We start from the raw sequence: 17947 nt of genomic DNA, 5'->3' as shown, positions 1-17947 counted from the left end.
GTTCTGCATGAAAGTAAATGGCGGATTTCTGGTCACCAAAATAAAACAACTTGGTGACCGGATTTTTGAGAAGATTCTCAGTGAAAAGAATATAGATGCGTTCAATGGAGCCCAGGGGCGTATTCTTTATGTGTTGTGGCAAGAGGATGGAATCCCGATTCGGTTACTCTCGGTCAAATGTGGATTAGCGATAACTTCTCTTACGACGATGCTGGAGAGAATGGAAAATCAAGGACTGATAAGCCGCGTTCAGTCTGAAACGGACAAGAGGAAAACACTCCTATTCCTGACTGGGAAAGCACATGCCTTAAAGGGTGAGTACGATTCTGTATCTGATGAGATGAGTAGCATTTACTATAAAGGTTTTTCAGAGGAAGAAATTACTCGGTTTGAGGAATATCTCGACCGCATCAGAAAGAATCTTGAGGATTGGGAGGAGTAATGAGCGTTTGCATCAAAAATCAGATTCAAAACATGAATATTGTCATAGGCTGTACAGTGGGGTGTACATATTGCTATGCCCGTAATAATGTGAAACGCTGGCATATGATTGATGACTTCGCTGTTCCTGAGTTCTTCCAGAGTAAGCTCAAGATGATGGAAAAGAAACGTCCGCAGAACTTTCTTCTTACCGGAATGAGCGATCTCTCCGGATGGAAGCCGGAATGGAGAGACGAAGTGTTTGCAAAAATCCGTGAAAATCCACAGCATCAGTTCCTGTTTCTTACCAAACGTCCAGATCTACTGGATTTTGATACCGATCTGGAAAACGCATGGTTTGGCGTTACGGTGACGAGAAAAGCGGAACTGTGGCGTATTGACACACTTCGAAAAAATATCAGAGCAAAACACTACCATGTTACCTTTGAGCCGCTATTTGATGATCCCGGTTCAGTTGACTTTTCCGGAGTCAACTGGATTGTTGTCGGCACTATGACCGGTGCTCAGAGCAGGAAGGTTCATACGGAGCCTGAGTGGGCATGGTCTCTTGCGAACCGGGCACACTCGCTTGGCATTCCGGTGTTTATGAAGGAAGACCTTGTCCCTATCATAGGGGATAAAAATATGATTCAGGAAATGCCGGAAGAATTCAATAAAGTGTTGGAGTTACAGAAAAGATGGCAGAAGTAATCGATGGAATCCTCATTGACGAGGTAGAAACAAAAAACATTATGACCAAGTCCGGTCTGCCGGTAGGCGGTTATTCGGTCAATCCTTATGTAGGCTGTACACATGCCTGCAAATATTGTTATGCTTCTTTTATGAAGCGATTTACCGGACACAAGGAGGAATGGGGCACTTTCCTTGACGTGAAGCATTGGCCGGAAATTAAGAATCCAAAGAAATATGTCGGACAGCGTTTGGTCATCGGTTCTGTGACGGATGGCTACAATCCACAGGAGGAGCAATTTGGGAATACCCGAAAACTTCTGGAGCAGCTGATTGGCAGTGACGCAGATATTCTAATCTGCACAAAGTCTGATCTTGTGGTACGGGATATTGATTTACTGAAGAAATTGGGACGAGTAACCGTCTCTTGGTCAATCAACACACTGGATGAAAATTTCAAAAATGATATGGACTCTGCGTCTAGCATTGAGCGTCGTATCGCTGCTATGAAGCAGGTATATGATGCAGGTATTCGTACAGTCTGCTTCGTATCCCCGGTATTCCCCGGCATCACAGACTTTGAAGCCATCTTTAAGCGGGTAAAGGATCAGTGCGATCTGTTCTGGCTCGAAAATCTCAATCTACGCGGCAGTTTCAAGAAGACGATCATGGATTATATCGCCGGGAAATATCCTAATCTGTTACCGCTTTACGATGAAATCTATAACAAGCATAATCGTAGCTACTTTGAAGCGCTTGAAGCAAAAGCTGAGGAAATGGCTAAGAAGTATGAGTGCCCATTTGTAGATAATGAAATGCCTTATGGTAGAGTCCCACATGGACATCCGGTGATTGTGGATTATTTCTATCATGAGGAAATTCGAGGGACAGAAAATACCGGAAAAAGAAATCGTTAAAGAGAAACCTGCGAGTACTATAGCATATGAAGTTTCGGAATTTATAAATCCGACAATTACAAAATATGTGGGGAAAGTAAAGGATGAAGAATTGTACAGTAAAAGCACATAACTTTAAGACTTATAATCTTTAAGCTATGTGCTTTTTAATGTGCCTATTTTAATAAAATATATCTCATCAAATCCATAATTTTTTTGTCGGTTATAATTTAGTTATTTTTATCGGCTATAACAATACCATAAAAATGATGGAGGTAAATCAAATGAGTATTATATTAGAAACGAAAGGACTGACAAAAAAATATAAAAATGGGATTGCACTAAATAATGTTTCAATTCAAGTGGAAAAAGGTATGGTATACGGTCTGTTGGGGCCTAACGGTGCCGGAAAATCGACATTATTGAAAATCATAACAAGAGCGATTCCAAAAAGCTTGGGTGAAGTGATGTTTGAAAATCATCTATTAGCTGCAGATGATGTAAAGAAAATTGGGGCGATTATTGAACATCCTGCTATTTATCCTAATTTAACGGCTTATGAAAATTTAGAGGTTATTACAACTTTACTGAATATTGACAGAAAGAAAATTGATGAAGTACTTAGTATGGTTTCATTGAATAATACCGGCAAAAAGTTGGCAAAAGAGTTCTCCCTAGGTATGAAACAAAGACTGGGTATTGCAATGGCACTGATTAACAGCCCATTATTATTAATTCTTGACGAACCGACAAACGGGTTAGACCCTGTAGGAATACAAGAATTAAGAGAACTGATAAAAATGCTTTCAGGTCAAGGGATTACAATCATACTATCAAGTCACATTTTGAGTGAAGTTGGACAGATTGCGGATAAAATCGGTATCCTAAATAAAGGACATTTAAGTTATGAAGGTCAAAATACCGATTCGTCTAAGTTGGAAGATTTATTTATGGAAATTATTATAAAGGATGTGATGAATGATGATTAAGACGCTGAAAGTGGAATGGATTAAGGAAAAAAGAGCTGCCAATTCTACACTAAAATATATATTACCTGTTATTTTTGTATTATTTAATCTTTTTATGGTCAGTATTATGGGGCAAAGCCCTGTAGGAAGAAGTTATTTAATGGCCACAGCATTTAATTGGTATCCTGTTCTGATTTTACCTGTTATATTAAGTCTGCTTGTAGTTAATATTGACGGTAAAGAGAAAGAAGAGCATGTTGCCTTGTTGCGAAGATTGAATATATTCCCGGAAAAGATGTTAATTGCCAAGAACGGAATAGTTATTTTTGAATTATTTACTGTTTTGATGTTGTCATCGACAGGAATTTATTTAATAGGTAGATTTTTATTACATGAGGAGATTAGTCTTAAAATCATGATAGTAGCTACCTGTTGTTTATTTATTGGAAGTTTGCCGATAGTTGCTTTATCTTTTTTTATTTACAAATTATTTCATAAAAGGTTTTTAGTGATTTTAATTAATTTTATATTTACATTTCCGTCGGCAATTATTGCTGTAACCTCGTATTGGGAATTTTTCCCTTGGGATTATAATTTACGTATACTATGTCCGATTATTGAGGTTCATCCTAACGGTACTTTTTTGGAAAAATCATCCCCTTTAACATCTATGAATGCAGTATATGTCGGATTAGTGTTAAGTGTCATGGTGTACATCATAATAACAGCTATAAATATAGTGATGGAAAGAGGAAAAGGTCATGCTTAATATTCTAAAGTCTTACCTGTTAAGAATCAAAAGAACACCGGCCATAATGGTAATTATCTTGTGTCCTTTAATTTTTACCGGTCTTTTTATTGTATATCTTTTAAGTGCAACAGGTTTGAAAGGAGTAGAACTTGCCTATTTTTTTGTAGCATATACGATTTTAGCAAGCTTTTCTGTCAGCTTTTTTATTCCCATGTTATATGAAAGCGACAAAAAAGCCGGGAACTATGCCAATGATTTAAGAATAGGAATTTGTCGAAAAAAATTGTTTTTTGTTAGATTTATATTTATCTTTATATTATTAATGACTATTGAAGGGATAGCGATCTTACCGTTTATGTTATTTTTATACTTTTATGGAATCAATGTTCAAATATTGAATTTGGCAGTTTATGCTATGATCGGGTCTGTGGGATTGATTAGTATGGTACCTGTTTATCAATTTTTAAGTTTAAAATTCAATTATACAGGCTCTATTTTGACAGGTGTTATTTGTACCTTGGCTGCCGTTCTTTTAGGCACAACAGATCTGGGAAGCGGTATATGGTATTACTTTCCGTTTGTTTATCCTATAAGACTTATATACGGATATGTCAGTGGATATTTTAATGTATATAATGTTATTTTTTACCTTTTTATATCTTTTTTGATCTCATTTGTAAGTGTGGTAATATTATCATTTTGGTATAATAGGTGGGACGGAATAAGTGAAATGGAGGAATAAAAGGTATGAATCTTCTTATAATAGATGATGACAAAGATTTGCTGAAGTTATTAAAGCTAACCTTTGAGAAAGAATATAATGTCGTTATTTGTAATTCGGCACTGAAACTCCGGCCAAGCGATTTATACAAATATGACTTGATTATTCTGGATATCATGATGGAAGAAATGTCGGGTTTTGAATTTTTGACTAAATACAGAAATATTATAGATACTCCTATTATTTTACTTACAGCGAAAGATTTTGAAAAAGACAAAGTAGAAGGATTTGCATTAGGAGCGGATGATTATGTGACAAAACCTTTTTCTCTTGCTGAAATTAGAGCGAGGGTAGCAGCACATATTCGGAGAGAAAATAGAGAAAAACATTCAAAACTTATAGATTATCCGATATCTTGTGATTTGCTTTCGAAAAAAATTTATTTTGATAATGTAGAGATAAGTTTTACAAATAGCGAATACGAAATTTGTGAGTTCTTATTAAAAAATAAAAATCAAGTATTTTCGAAAGAAAAAATTTATACGGAAATTTATGGTTATGATAAGGAAGGCGACAGTTCTACAACGATTACCGAAAGAATCAAATTAATAAGAAGTAAATTTGAGCCATATTATATAAATCCTATAAAAACAGTTTGGGGAGTTGGTTATCAGTGGGAAATAAAAAAAGTTTAAGATATTTAATCAGCAAATATGCAATTATAGAGTTGGTATATACTTTATTTATCATTGGGCTGTTTTATGTTGGATTAAATGTATTATTAAATGCCGGGGTAGTCTACCCTGCCAACTATGCGGACATTCAGACGGGAAAAGTGGAAACAGGTTTTCAAACAGAAGATTGGACACCGGCTGAAATACCATATTATTATGATTTTTTATATTTGAAAGACGGAAAAATAATAGAAAATACCATTGATAAAAAATATGATGATTTAGTACAGCAGGCAATAAAAAACGGAAGGGCCATCAGTAGTGAAATTATAGGATCAAATATTTTTAAGGCTTATACTAGGGGAAATAGACAACTGGTAATAAGATACAGAGTTAATGTTATATTTACCAATGAAAAGCTTTATAGACTCTTTGAAAATTTCGAGTGTGGATATATTGTCCTGATACTAATTATTTGGTTTTTGGGATTCGCTTTGTTTCTCATTCGCTCATCAAATATATTAAAAAGGGAAATTCACAAAATTGCTATGGCTAATGATAACATCAGTCGTATGGATTTGGACTATGAGAGAGAGTATTCTAAGTATAAAGAAATAGATGGAGTACTGGTTTCGATTGATGTACTGGCTGAAAATCTAAAAAAATCTCTTGGTGAGCAATGGGATATGCAAGTTAAGCAAAAAGAGTTGGTGGAACAACTTACCCATGACATAAGAACACCGATAACACTGATTAAAGGAAATTTAGAACTATTAAAAGAAGAGCATAGTGATTTATCATCTGAAAGATTTGCAGATATTTCAAACGGTATTGACAGGCTGGAAAAGTATATTGATAAATTGAAAAAATTTTCTTATACAATGGAAGGGAAAAAAGATGTTGTAAGTAATGAAGTGATTTTATATTGGATTGAGATAATGTCCGGGATATGTAGGTTAAACGGTTTGAATTTAGAAGTAATAAAAAGTGAATGTAGTAATATTATGTTGGATAAAGAGGAAGTAGCTGCAGCTCTGCAAAATATAGTTGCCAACGCGGTTGAATATTCTAAAAAAGGTTCTAAAATAACGGTAGAGTTTAAAGATGAACCTGAAGAGTTTATTTTGACAGTCAGAGATGAAGGAACAGGTTTTAATAAAGACTTATTACCTTTACTTACAGAAAAATTCATTTCCGGAAAAGTAAAAGATAAGTCTAATAAACATGGTTTAGGCTTATGGGTAGTAAAGAATATTGTCGTAGCAAATAAAGGCAACTTGTATTTAAAAAATTATACAGGAGTAAATGCAGGAGCTGAGGTTAAAATGGTTTTTAATAAAAGATTGAAGAATAATTACGGTTAAGGATACCCTTTTCCAATAAGAGTAAGGAGGCTAAATGAACGAATTTAATAAGTACAAATTATTAAGCGAAGGTAAAGCATTTGGAGATAGAGCTAAAATTGCTTTAGTATTACTTGATAGCAGTACAGTTTATGAAGAGCTGAAAGTGGAAGGTGCACAAACTTTAGTTGCCGGAAGTTATAGCTGTGTCGGTGGGAAGCCGGCTTCAATACTTGAAATGATAATGATAGAATTGATATGCCGCAATCCTCGTGATACCTGGTATTTGCCTGACAATATAAAATTTTGGGACAGGAGATTTGGCAGTTTGTTTGAAACAAAGTTCTTTTGTTATGATGACGATGTGGAAACCTGGAGCAAAATACTGAATAAATTCTTTATAAAGATGCAGTGGAAGCCTAAAAGAGAAGATTACAGTTCAACAAAAAATTATAATAATGTCTGGGGATATTTTGCAGAACTTTTAGCTGTTGTAAAAGAAAATAATCATCCTGAATTTAATACTTATTATGAGATTGCTATTAGGAAAGGAATGAGTGAATCAGTATTTGAAGGAAAGCTAAAAGAGTTGGCTGAATTAAAACAGTCATTTGTAAAGGGGTAAATATTATCATTTAATTAAGCCGACAGAGGTTAAACTCTGGCGGCTTTTTGAAAATTTTACTCAATTTCTCCTGAGGCTCTAAGCCCCAATATAAATTCTTCAAAGTTAGATGCAAGTATAATTATCTCGAAATCATCTTCTTGTATACATATTGATACCTTCGGTTCTCCGTCTTTGCCACAATCTCTGTAGTCTAAATATATCATTTCATGTCCGCCTGAGATTGTATCGGCAATAATAATACCTAAATTTCTTGGATATTCCCATTCATCATACCAAAACTCATTTCCGAATTTTCCAAATAAGGAATCTTCTTTTTCTTCCGATATACTGTAGAATTCCTCTACATCAACACGGTACCTATTCTTATCATCAAACCAAACATTTTTATTGGGTTTACCACCGTTTTGTGTTTTCATAAGCTCTATATATGATTTCGGTAACTTAACGCCCAGTCTTTTTTCAGCTTCTTGCACCATCTCATCTGTTAAATTCTCTCCGGTACAGACTTTATTTATATACTCACTTTCCTTCCAAAAACTTTTGAAGTCAATATTATCAAACATTGTTGATCCCCCACTTTTTTCAAACTTGAATTAACTTATCAACTTATATTATAATCATGTTTAGTAATTAAAGTAAATATTAATAAAGATAAATCCTACCGAGGTGGGGGGTTAATGAGTGAAAATGGACTTATGGATTTGAAAAAACAAATGATCAAGTTGGTTGAACATTTGTGCAATGAAAATATAATTACAGGTGTAAGTGCAAATGATTTAGGTAGTAAAACATTTGATGAGTTGGTTATTTTACTGAGAGATACACTCAAAGAAGAATACCCGAAGACAAAGTTGAAAAGAATTATGAAAAGCGTTCATTACGCAAACGGTTTTAGTGATTTGGATTTAAAACAAAGTGCATTTATACTTGATGAAATTGAACAGTACCTTTGTATAAACAAATTTCTTAATCATGATAAGTCGGTTAATTATTTTAATAAGAGTATAGTATCAAACGAGTTTGAAATAAATCCACAAAATATGGTTTTGGTTATGATAGAAAGCTTACTTTGCAGTAAGAGTAAGTTGTAGTTTTATAGAATTGGGGTAAGACATGGCAAAGGGAATAATATATTTAATGACTACAGTTGTTTCAGGACTTATAAAAATTGGAAAAACAGGAAATGAACAATTTGAAAATAGGATGAGATTTTTAGAAAGTAACGGATATGCAAATATAACAGGTTTAAAGAGAGTGTTCGCAATTGAAGTTGATGAATATGATGATAAGGAAAAACTTATCCATGATATATTTAGCAAAAGCAGAATTTCTAATACTGAATTGTTTGCGTTGGATATAGAAATTGCGAAATCATTATTGGCATCATTAGACGGGAAACAAATATATCCAAAAGATAAAACGAAGAAAGAAGTATTTGAGGAATCAACAGAGGAAATAAAGCTTAAAACTGACACCGGATTTATTCCTGATGGAGAATACTTTCTAAATCGTAATATAAAAGGCTTTGGAAAAGTTAGTGGTAAAGCTATTGTCAAAGATGGTGTATTTACCCTTTTAAAAGGAAGTATTTGTGGAGACACCGGTAATGGCTATATTCCTTCCATTAGAAAAAATGCAAAAATTGATAATAATATATTACAAGAGGATATTGTATGTAGTAATCCATCAAGTGCAGGCTGGATAGTTATAGGCAAGTCAAATAATGGATGGGTTGAGTGGAAGGACATAAAAGGGAATTCTATAGAGATATACAGGGATAAGCCATCGTTTTGAGGGACTTAAAATGGGAATAATAGCAAATTATCAATATTTAAGCGACAGAAACTTAAAAGAGATGAAGCTCTTTTATAATGAAGCAGTTGATGATATTGAAGATGATAAAGATGGTATTGATGCTATGGAAAATAATCATCTTAGTGAGGCTGTTTTTGGAGTGAACTCTATTAAAAGTTCAGGGGAGTATATAGCTTATACACAAAAGTCGAAGGTTAAGGATATAGTACTTGCACTTGAAGATTTTGATATAGAGAAAGCCTTGGAGAATCTAAGTATAAGCCGGTTTAAAGAAGCAAATATATATCCGAATATCTGGGATTATGAAGAAGATGCTGATAAAATATGAGAAGAATTAAGGATATATTTCCAGGGACTAAGAGATTTTTATAAGAAAATACTTGAAGTAAATGGAAATGTAGTGATTATGATTTGTTAGGATAATGGTAATTTGAGGATTACAAAAGAATTTAAGATGACATGAGTATATATAGAATTAAGTGTTATTATTGTTGTGATATAAAGAAAGTTGAATACTTTACATCTCCAAATATGTACGAAGAAACCATAGAGTATATTAAAGAATTAGTTGAAAACAGGGGTTTTATAGTAGTTGAGGGAAGTTGCAAATTAGGGGAACATATAAAAGACGGACATTGGATTGATGATATTATTTACCATATTATTAAATGTCCGAAATGTGGGAAGAAATTTACCTGCACTGTAAATACCTATAGAGGTGGCGGGTCTTTTAAATAACGGAGAAATTATGAGTTTTTTATTTGTGGCACTTGGCGGAGCTCTAGGGGCAATGGCGAGATATGCGATAAGTCTTATACCGGTTAAAACCGGATTTCCGATACTTACACTTATTACAAATATAGCAGGTGCAATATTAATCGGTTTTATTGTCGGGTTTACAAGTGACAAAGACAATATATCAGGTAATACAGTACTGTTTTGGAAGACCGGTGTATGTGGCGGATTCACTACATTTTCAACATTCTCACTTGAAGTGTTTAACTTGCTTGATAATAAGCAATATACATCAGGCGGATTATATATTGTAATAAGTGTTACATGCTCTGTATTAGGCATATTATGTGGAAAGAAGCTGGCAACAGTGGTAAAATTATAAGTATTGCAGAACAAGAAAAGTTATAGAAACAAGATGAAGTCAAAGTAAGGAGGTACAAGAATATGGCGAATATTTTACCTGTATCTGATTTGAGAAATTATAATGAAGTCTTAAAAATTGTCATAAGGGAGAACCTGTATATTTGACCAAGAATGGCAGAGGACATTTTGTATATAAGTGCTTTTAATAATATTATTTAGGAGGGACATTATGAAGAATAAAAAAACTTTATATATTTTGTATCTGATTTTATTACACAGTATTTGTATACTTTTTAGCATCAGCAAGTTAGTATTTGTAAAATGGGGAGAATGGCTTGTTAGTACACATTTTTTAGCATCTTCTTTTTCCGTATATATTGCAATGATAATCGTAATATTTCCTTTTTTGTCTGTTTTTCCATACTATTTTCAAAATAATTTTCCAAATGTGTCCACAAGAAAGAAGCTTGTTCTTGCTGCTTTGCTTATAGGGAATTACTTATTGATATTAGTATATACTTCAATTATTCATTTGACCTGTTTATAATTATTAAAACAGATAGGTGTACATATAGGCTTTTATTAAATGTATATTATATTAGAACATGATAAAATTATAAAAGGCCGGCCACAGTGGTAAAATTATAAATTATGTTGAGAACTTATTTAACAAAAAGTAGAATATAAAATGCTACTTGATGATGAAAGATATGCAAGTGTCATAGAATATGGCAGGGATGCGGTAATTAAAATTAATGAGGAAAATATTAAAGAGGGATTTGAAAGTGCAGATAAAGGAGGTAACTTAACGCCCAGTCTTTTTTTCAGCTTCTTGCACCATCTCATCTGTTAAATTCTCTCCGGTACAGACTTTATTTATATACTCACTTTCCTTCCAAAAACTTTTAAAGTCAATATTATCAAACATAGTTGATCCTCATAGTTATTTTTAAATATAAAATTGTCATTATCCACCTTCTGTTACAACTATAGTTTATCACAATATTTTCAGAGATTCTATTAAAGCTGTGATATAATAAAAATAATTTAGAATTTGAGGAGGAGAAATTTCATGGATGTACTCCAAGCAGTTCTTGATGGTATTGCTATAGCAGCTATTTTCAACGGAGCGGTAGCAGCCGTGGTGCTTATTAATCCAAGATTCTTTTTGGATTCCTATCCAAAGGATATTCAGAAGGCTGCACCTGTACAAATGACAAAACAAGAGAAGAAGGTAAATAGAATATTAACCATTCTTATTGTTGGAATTTGTTTCGTATATTCAGTAGTAAGTCTTTTGCACAAGGGAATTGGTGGTTTTTGGAATGTGTTTTGGATGGGATATATACAGTGGAGTATATTAAACCTAGGTGATTTTTTCTTATTAGACTGTCTTTTATTTCAGGGAAGATATAAAAATAAGATCGTTATTCCGGGCACAGAGGGACATAAGGATTATAAGTTTACTAACTGGATGAAACATTTGGCGGTTATTGAACATTTTTTAGTAGCTCCTTTTTTATTTATTCCATTTGTATCGGTAATTCAGACTTTATTTATTATATTGTTAGGAAGATAACTCACTCTTTATATAACGAAATTAAATAATAAATCTTAGTAGGAAAATCAATAAAATTAATGTATTATAAATTATATAAACATAGCACATAACTTTAAGGGTTTTATGTCAAGTGTTGAGGTGGTAAAAAGTTTAGATGTACTGTAAATACACATAGGGGTGGAGGTTCGTTTGTACAGGAATAGAATAATGAGCTATAATATATAAGATTTAAAGTATATCAATAATGGTAAGAAAGAGAGTTTATAAATAATGAAAATTCTACATTGTGCAGACATACATTTGGATTCACCTATGGAAACTCATATGATAAGAGAGCAAGCTGCGACAAGAAATACAGAAATTTTAAAAACATTTCAAAGAATGACAGAATATGCTGATAAGAATAAAATAAGTCTTGTTTTGATTGCAGGAGATTTTTTTGATGGAGATCGTGTTACAAGACGTACTGTAGATGGTATATTGGATGCGGTAACAAGCACACCTCAGATTGACTATTTATATGTAAGTGGCAACCATGATAATTGGACTAATGCATTTGTAGATCATGAAATCCCGGTAAATTTTAAATGTTTTACAGATAAGTGGGGTACACTTAACTATGGCGATGTATCTGTATCCGGAATTGAAATGACAAAAGCAAATGCAGAGACACTTTATGATAAGCTACCAAAGCAGAATAATCGTATAAATATTGTTATGCTACATGGCCAAATATCTACAGCAAGCGGAGTTGATCAGGTAAACTTGAATCTTTTAAAAAATAAAAATATTCAATATTTGGCATTAGGACATATCCATACATACTCCTGTGATAAGTTGGATAGAGATGGAATTTATTGTTATCCGGGCTGTCTGGAGGGACGTGGCTTTGATGAATGTGGTAAAAAGGGATTTGTTGTGCTGGATACAGATGTAAGGAAACTTGAGCCAACTTTTGAACCTTTTTCATCAAGAGAACTTCATCATATAGAGGTGGATATTACAGACTGTATTAACAATACTGATATTTATAATGCTATGAAGAAGGAAACACAGGATATTTCAAAAAATGATATGGTAGAATTCGTTTTAACAGGTTCACAGGATATTTCTACAGATATCTCTATAAAATATTTGCATAAATTGGCTGACAGTGATTTTTTCTTTGTAAAAATTAAAGACAATACAAAGGTTGAATTAGATCCAAAGGAATATGAAAATGATATTTCTTTAAAGGGTGAGTTTATCAGACTGGTAATGGCAAGTGATTCGAGTGAAGAAGATAAAATACAAATTATTCGTGCCGGTCTGGAAGCACTTAGCGGGGAGGACATTACAGTATGAAATTGTTGAGTTGTCATGTAGATAATTTTGGAAAACTATCGAATTATGACTACCAATTTGTTGAAGGATTAAATGTTATACAAGAGCATAATGGATTTGGCAAAAGTACTTTGGCTGCATTTATTAAGGCTATGTTTTATGGTTTTCCACGTACTGGAAAAAGAAGTGTTGCAGAAAATGAAAGAAAGAAATATTTGCCATGGCAGGGTGGAAGCTATGGTGGAAGTCTGGATTTTGAGTTTGAAGGAATAAGTTATCGTGTTAGGCGTACTTTTGGTGAAAAAGCGTCTAAAGATACATATTCGCTCAGAGATCTTCTAAATCGTAGAGAAAGTTCAAGATTCTCAGAGAACTTGGGTGAAGAATTGTTTCAGTTGGATGCAGAATCATTTATGAGAAGTATATATATGTCACAAGCAAAGGATACAGATACTATCGCAACGACATCTATTCAGACAAAATTGAGTAATCTTGTTGATAATACTAATGATATGAACAATTATAGTTCTGCAATTAGCAGGCTCAGAGAAGCGAGAATGGTATATCAAAAGTTTCGTGGAGCAGGTGGCAGTATTGATGATATTCAAGATAATATCAGATGGTGGGAAGGCGAACTGATTGATGCTGAAGCTAAGAAAACTCCTCTACAAGAGATTACAAAAGAAGTTGAGAATTTAAACACACAAAAGGAACAGCAAGAAAAAGCAATATCTTTAATTCGTGACAAGATAACAAAAGCCTCAAAACAGCAGGGTGATAAGGCTTTAAGAGAACAGCTTGAAGATTTTGAAAAAAATCTACATTTTGTAGAAGATAATATTGAGAAGCTTAATAAGCTATATCCGAAGGGTTGCCCAAAAAAGGAAGAAATTACAATTAATAATAAAAGAGTTTTGGAGCTGGAGCAGGCAGAAAAGAGTTTATCTGAATTGGTAATAAAAGACGAAGATATTCAATGTGAGGCTAGGTGGCGAGAAGTTTTTGTAGATGAAGAGGAAACTCTAAAAGATATACGCCTATGTCAAAATAAATGTGATAAATTGGTGGAAGTGGCTAATCAAACAATACAGATGGGTAAAGAAGAGCTGGTGGAGTTGGAAAGGTTGAAAAAACTTTTTGAGCAAGGAGTTCCTACAGAACAGGAAATGAAGGATTACCAATATAAGATTGATTTACTGTCTGTAAAGAGGGGTGAATGTAGTGCAAATCAACTAACAGCACAAGAAACTGAACAGCTGTATGAGCTAGAAGCTTTTTTTAATGGAAAAACTGTTGATGAGGATGAACTGAAATATTGTGAAGACATCCAGGAACAAACCAAAATTTTTGAAAACAAACTTAAAGATATGGTTTTATCAGATAAAGATAAAAAAGATTGGGATCGCCTTAGACATACTTTTTCTATAGAGGTACCACAAAATCACATCATTTCGCAAAAACAAAATGATTGCAGACGCATTGATGAATTAAATAGTAAGAAAAATACAAAAACTATTGTACTTCAGCCAAATCAAACAACAGGTGTTCAAAAATCAAAAGCTCCTATAGTTTTGATTATATTTGGTGCTATACTGCTTTTGCTAGGAATATTTGGTTTTGTATCAAACAATATTACAATGGGTGCAGTGTTTACTATTCTTGGATTTGTGTTTATCTTGATTTCTTTTTGGATGCATACAAATCAGATGGTAAATCACTCCGGGGGGACGGTGGAAAGCAGTGCAATCAGTGAAGAAGAGATTAAAGAATTATATAATTTACAAAAAAAATTAAAAGAGTTTATTTTTAAATTTTATGATGATAATTCTGATTTGAATACAAAGCTTACAAATTTGATAATAGATAAGCAGATGTATTTGCAGTTGAAAGATAAAAAAGATGATATTGAAAGTAAAGTAAATAAGCTGCGTGGTGAGATAGAGGAAAATCAAAAAATATTACAAAGTGTTTTCAGTCGCTATTATCCAAATTCAAACTATCAAGATAGTTTTGTGTCAGAACTTAGAGAATATTGGTCCAATTATAAAAATCTATTAAATCGCCGGAATAGTTTAGATAATACAAGAACCGGTTTGACGAATGATTTGTATAATCTTGAAAAAGAACTGAATACGGAATTGACAAAGTTTTATAATATAGCGGATAATAAAGAACTTTCAACTATATTGTTAAAGCTAAAGTCTGATGTTCAGGCATTTGAGACTTTAAATCAAAAATATAGCAAAACAAAAAGTTCACGAGAAGGAGCTGAAAGGGAAAGACTTGAACTAATTAATTCTATAGAGCTTATTTTGAAAAAGTATAATGTGTATTTTGAAAATGAACCTTATACTGATTCTATAGAGAATTTGAGAAATTTACTTTTGGAGTATCATAGAGCTTCAAAAAATGTAATAGATTTCCGGAATAGAAAAATAGAGTTGGAAAAACAAAAAATGAATGCAAAGGAGGGATTGGAACAGTTCGCAAAAGATTATGGACTTAGTATACCAATCAATGAAGAAGTACTTTCAAAGATTTCAGATGATATTATAGATTATAATCAGCAACTGGAAGAGAAGATTGAATTACTTGAAAAGTTGGAGAAGTTTAAGAATCAACATCCGGAATACAGGGACGGATTGCCTAAGGAAGATGAAGGATGGGAAGAATTACCATCAACTGAAATATTGATTGAAGAGGAAAAACGTGTAAAGGAAAATTTGAGAGTCACATATGAAGAACTTCAGTTTGCACGCAATAAGCGCAAAGAATTTCTAAATAAAGTTGAACAAATTCCTGATATGGAAGATCAGATAAAGCGATTGAAAATAGAAAGAAAGAATGCAGAAAACAGTCGTGATATTTTGGATAGTACTTTGAAATTACTTGAAACAGCAAAAGACAATCTTTCTAATCAATATGTGGGCGGTGTGGAACAAAATTTTGCAAAATATATACAGAAGCTTCTTAGAAATGGTTTTGATAATGCAATGATAGATCATGATTTAAAGATACATGTAGATGAGAAAGGTGAAGCACGTGAAATAAGTTATTTTAGTGCAGGAACAGTTGATTGTATGCTGCTTTGTATGAGGTTGGCTTTGATTGATGCACTTTTTAAGCAAGAAGAACCATTTATTATTTTGGATGATCCTTTTGTGAATCTTGATGATACTCATACATTATATGCTTTAGAAATGCTGAAGAAAATTAGTCAAAATAAGCAGATAATATATATGGTATGTAATAGTAGTAGAACTTGATATATGGGTGATTAACCATTATTAATGTAAAAAATGTATATTCATATGATAAATGTGGTATAATAAATTACAGTAGCTTTTTATCATATTTGTTTAGAATGATATAGTGAAAGGAGATTTGTATGAGAAAAAGTGTTTTGTTAGCAATAGCAGCTGTTGCCACAACCGTTATGATGGCAGTGCCTACATTTGCGGATAACAGTGGTTGGAGAAGGGATAATAGAGGATGGTGGTATCAGCTTTCAAACGGATCTTATCCATCATCTTCATGGCTAAGTATTAATAACATATGGTACTATATGGATGGTTCCGGATATATGCAAACAGGCTGGCTAAACTATGGTGGTGGCTGGTATTATTTAGATCCTAACAATGGTGATATGAAGGTTGGTTGGGTAGAGATAAATAATGCCTGGTATTATCTTAATCCGGCAAATGGTGGCAGGCTGGATACTAATACCATTACACCTGATGGATATTATGTAGATGGAAGTGGACTATATAGACCAAATGCTTCAACCTACAATACAACAAGAAGCAACAATAGCTCAAGTGGTGGAGGTACAAAAAGAAGTAACAGTGGTTCAGGTGGCGGAAGTACAAGAAGTAATAGCGGTTCAGGTGGTGGAAGCACAAGAAGCAATAGCAGTTCAGGTGGCGGAAGTACAAGAAGTAATAACAGTTCAAATAGTGGAAGTAATAGCTCAAATAGTGATACTACTACACAGGACTATTACAGACAGGAAACAAAAGCTCAGATATCCACAGATGAGTATGAAAGAGAAGTTATTGAAATTGTTAATGCGGAGAGAGCTAAGAATGGATTATCCGCACTAAGCATGGATAGCGGATTGATGGATACAGCACATTTACGTAGTAAAGAACTTGTAATATTATTCTCACATGATAGGCCGGATGGTACAGATTGCTTTACTGCATTCCCTAGCGGATTTACTGGTAAAGCAGAAAATATTGCAAAAGGTCAAACAAATCCTACTAATGTAATGAACTCTTGGATGAATTCCGCAGGACATAGAGCAAATATCCTTAACCCAAGTTATGATTCAATAGGTGTAGGATGCCATATTGAGAATGGTAAGCTGCATTGGGTACAGGTTTTTGGCAGAAGCTCAGATTATTAGAGTGAACTTATAGTGTCATATTTTTTACATGGTGAAGTCGGATTCTTATTCCGGCTTCTTTTGAATTGATAGTAATAATTTTATTTAAACAAAGACTTACAGATCCACTTGAAGCATTTGCTATAGACTTATCATATATGAAGCTGTTGAGTAAAGACGTTAAATAAAATCAGATAATGTTGGAAATACAAATAAAGGGAGAATAAATATGTTGTTAGATGCAGAAAAATATGCAAGTGTTATAGAATACGGCAAGGATGCAGTAAGTAAAATTAATGAAGGTAATATAAAAGAGGGATTTGAAAGTGCAGATAAAGGTTGGAGAGCATTTCCGGAGTCAGGAGCTAAGTGGAATCAGGGCTATGGATATGCCAAATCTTTCTTTAATAAATCTATTGAAAATAATGATCTGGTAAATGCCAAAATATGGCTTGAAAGAATGACTGAAAATAATGATAACTTACATAATTTTGATGAAGAATTGGAGCATATGAAGGGAAAGTATGCATATGAAAACGGTGAGCTTGATAAGGCATTTGAAATATGGCAGAAAATTGTAAAAATAAAGGCGGTAAGTTACAGATATTTTGAATATGACGATCCTAAGTATAAGGAATTTTACAAGTCAAGAAAATAAAGGATAAAGCACAT

Annotated in this window: 20 protein-coding genes and 1 pseudogene; 19 read left to right on the top strand and 2 right to left on the bottom strand. The window is 33.2% G+C overall.

Features of this window, described 5'->3' with window-relative positions; genetic code table 11:
* Nucleotides 1-7 precede the first annotated feature (7 nt).
* The 9 genes from D4A81_RS09655 to D4A81_RS09615 all read left to right on the top strand — a co-directional run bounded on the left by D4A81_RS09655 (nt 8) and on the right by D4A81_RS09615 (nt 7088).
* Nucleotides 8-442, top strand: coding sequence for a radical SAM mobile pair system MarR family transcriptional regulator (locus tag D4A81_RS09655; RefSeq protein WP_111525306.1), 435 nt, complete (start codon nt 8-10; stop codon nt 440-442).
* The gene (locus D4A81_RS09650) at nt 442-1131 is read left to right on the top strand and encodes a radical SAM mobile pair protein A (RefSeq protein WP_111525307.1); all 690 of its coding nucleotides are present in this window, start codon (nt 442-444) and stop codon (nt 1129-1131) included. The genes D4A81_RS09655 and D4A81_RS09650 overlap by 1 nt, the downstream gene beginning before the upstream one ends.
* Nucleotides 1119-2027, top strand: a complete 909-nt coding sequence (locus tag D4A81_RS09645; RefSeq protein ID WP_111525308.1) for a radical SAM mobile pair protein B — start codon at nt 1119-1121, stop codon at nt 2025-2027. Before D4A81_RS09650 ends, D4A81_RS09645 begins: the two co-directional genes overlap by 13 nt.
* Nucleotides 2028-2290: 263 nt before the next feature.
* The gene (locus D4A81_RS09640) at nt 2291-2995 is read left to right on the top strand and encodes a lantibiotic protection ABC transporter ATP-binding subunit (RefSeq protein WP_111525309.1); all 705 of its coding nucleotides are present in this window, start codon (nt 2291-2293) and stop codon (nt 2993-2995) included.
* Nucleotides 2985-3743 (top strand): ABC-2 family transporter permease, encoded by a 759-nt coding sequence (locus D4A81_RS09635; RefSeq protein WP_242977708.1) that lies wholly within the window; start codon nt 2985-2987, stop codon nt 3741-3743. Before D4A81_RS09640 ends, D4A81_RS09635 begins: the two co-directional genes overlap by 11 nt.
* A 424-nt stretch (nt 3744-4167) precedes the next feature.
* A complete protein-coding gene (locus D4A81_RS13510; RefSeq protein ID WP_243111773.1) occupies nt 4168-4467 on the top strand; it encodes an ABC-2 family transporter permease in 300 nt (99 codons plus the stop codon).
* 5 nt (nt 4468-4472) lie between these two features.
* Nucleotides 4473-5141: a response regulator transcription factor gene (locus D4A81_RS09625; RefSeq protein WP_111525311.1), complete on the top strand. Its 669-nt coding sequence runs from the start codon at nt 4473-4475 to the stop codon at nt 5139-5141.
* Nucleotides 5120-6484, top strand: coding sequence for a sensor histidine kinase (locus D4A81_RS09620; RefSeq protein ID WP_111525312.1), 1365 nt, complete (start codon nt 5120-5122; stop codon nt 6482-6484). Before D4A81_RS09625 ends, D4A81_RS09620 begins: the two co-directional genes overlap by 22 nt.
* Nucleotides 6485-6518: 34 nt before the next feature.
* Nucleotides 6519-7088, top strand: coding sequence for a hypothetical protein (locus tag D4A81_RS09615; RefSeq protein WP_111525313.1), 570 nt, complete (start codon nt 6519-6521; stop codon nt 7086-7088).
* Between the two features lie 56 nt (nt 7089-7144).
* Here the strand turns inward: D4A81_RS09615 and D4A81_RS09610 are convergent, their stop codons facing one another.
* The gene (locus D4A81_RS09610) at nt 7145-7654 is read right to left on the bottom strand and encodes an SMI1/KNR4 family protein (RefSeq protein WP_111525314.1); all 510 of its coding nucleotides are present in this window, start codon (nt 7652-7654) and stop codon (nt 7145-7147) included.
* Between the two features lie 114 nt (nt 7655-7768).
* Between D4A81_RS09610 and D4A81_RS09605 the strand changes: the two genes are divergently transcribed.
* From D4A81_RS09605 to D4A81_RS13845, 5 genes and pseudogenes are all read left to right on the top strand, one after another.
* Nucleotides 7769-8182: a hypothetical protein gene (locus D4A81_RS09605; RefSeq protein ID WP_111525315.1), complete on the top strand. Its 414-nt coding sequence runs from the start codon at nt 7769-7771 to the stop codon at nt 8180-8182.
* 22 nt (nt 8183-8204) lie between these two features.
* Nucleotides 8205-8885, top strand: coding sequence for a DUF4357 domain-containing protein (locus D4A81_RS09600; protein WP_111525316.1), 681 nt, complete (start codon nt 8205-8207; stop codon nt 8883-8885).
* 10 nt (nt 8886-8895) lie between these two features.
* Complete coding sequence (locus D4A81_RS09595) at nt 8896-9234, top strand: DUF1877 family protein (RefSeq protein ID WP_330405117.1); 339 nt, start codon at nt 8896-8898, stop codon at nt 9232-9234.
* 420 nt (nt 9235-9654) lie between these two features.
* Nucleotides 9655-10023 carry a fluoride efflux transporter CrcB gene (crcB, locus tag D4A81_RS09585; RefSeq protein WP_111525318.1) on the top strand — a complete coding sequence of 123 codons (369 nt, stop codon included), beginning with the start codon at nt 9655-9657 and terminating at the stop codon, nt 10021-10023.
* A 62-nt stretch (nt 10024-10085) separates the two neighbouring features.
* Nucleotides 10086-10195: pseudogene (locus D4A81_RS13845) on the top strand (prevent-host-death protein); the annotation flags it as partial.
* A 614-nt stretch (nt 10196-10809) separates the two neighbouring features.
* On the opposite strand, the gene D4A81_RS13645 reads toward D4A81_RS13845, so the two are convergent.
* Nucleotides 10810-10932 (bottom strand): hypothetical protein, encoded by a 123-nt coding sequence (locus tag D4A81_RS13645; protein ID WP_278321286.1) that lies wholly within the window; start codon nt 10930-10932, stop codon nt 10810-10812.
* A 144-nt stretch (nt 10933-11076) separates the two neighbouring features.
* Between D4A81_RS13645 and D4A81_RS09570 the strand changes: the two genes are divergently transcribed.
* The 5 genes from D4A81_RS09570 (at nt 11077) to D4A81_RS09550 (ending at nt 17933) form a co-directional block, all read left to right on the top strand.
* Complete coding sequence (locus tag D4A81_RS09570; RefSeq protein WP_111525319.1) at nt 11077-11583, top strand: hypothetical protein; 507 nt, start codon at nt 11077-11079, stop codon at nt 11581-11583.
* A 252-nt stretch (nt 11584-11835) separates the two neighbouring features.
* On the top strand, nt 11836-12909 hold the full coding sequence (locus tag D4A81_RS09565) for a metallophosphoesterase family protein (RefSeq protein ID WP_111525320.1): 1074 nt from the start codon (nt 11836-11838) through the stop codon (nt 12907-12909).
* The gene (locus tag D4A81_RS09560; RefSeq protein WP_119808301.1) at nt 12906-16154 is read left to right on the top strand and encodes an AAA family ATPase; all 3249 of its coding nucleotides are present in this window, start codon (nt 12906-12908) and stop codon (nt 16152-16154) included. The genes D4A81_RS09565 and D4A81_RS09560 overlap by 4 nt, the downstream gene beginning before the upstream one ends.
* A gap of 122 nt (nt 16155-16276) precedes the next feature.
* Nucleotides 16277-17296 (top strand): CAP domain-containing protein, encoded by a 1020-nt coding sequence (locus D4A81_RS09555; RefSeq protein WP_111525323.1) that lies wholly within the window; start codon nt 16277-16279, stop codon nt 17294-17296.
* A 208-nt stretch (nt 17297-17504) separates the two neighbouring features.
* A complete protein-coding gene (locus tag D4A81_RS09550) occupies nt 17505-17933 on the top strand; it encodes a hypothetical protein (RefSeq protein WP_111525324.1) in 429 nt (142 codons plus the stop codon).
* Nucleotides 17934-17947: the final 14 nt, after the last annotated feature.

It is taken from the genome of Lachnoanaerobaculum umeaense, from assembly GCF_003589745.1.
Classification (GTDB): domain Bacteria; phylum Bacillota; class Clostridia; order Lachnospirales; family Lachnospiraceae; genus Lachnoanaerobaculum; species Lachnoanaerobaculum umeaense.
The sequence above is the reverse complement of the archived record's forward strand: the minus strand, read 5'-3'. Positions and strand labels throughout refer to the sequence as shown.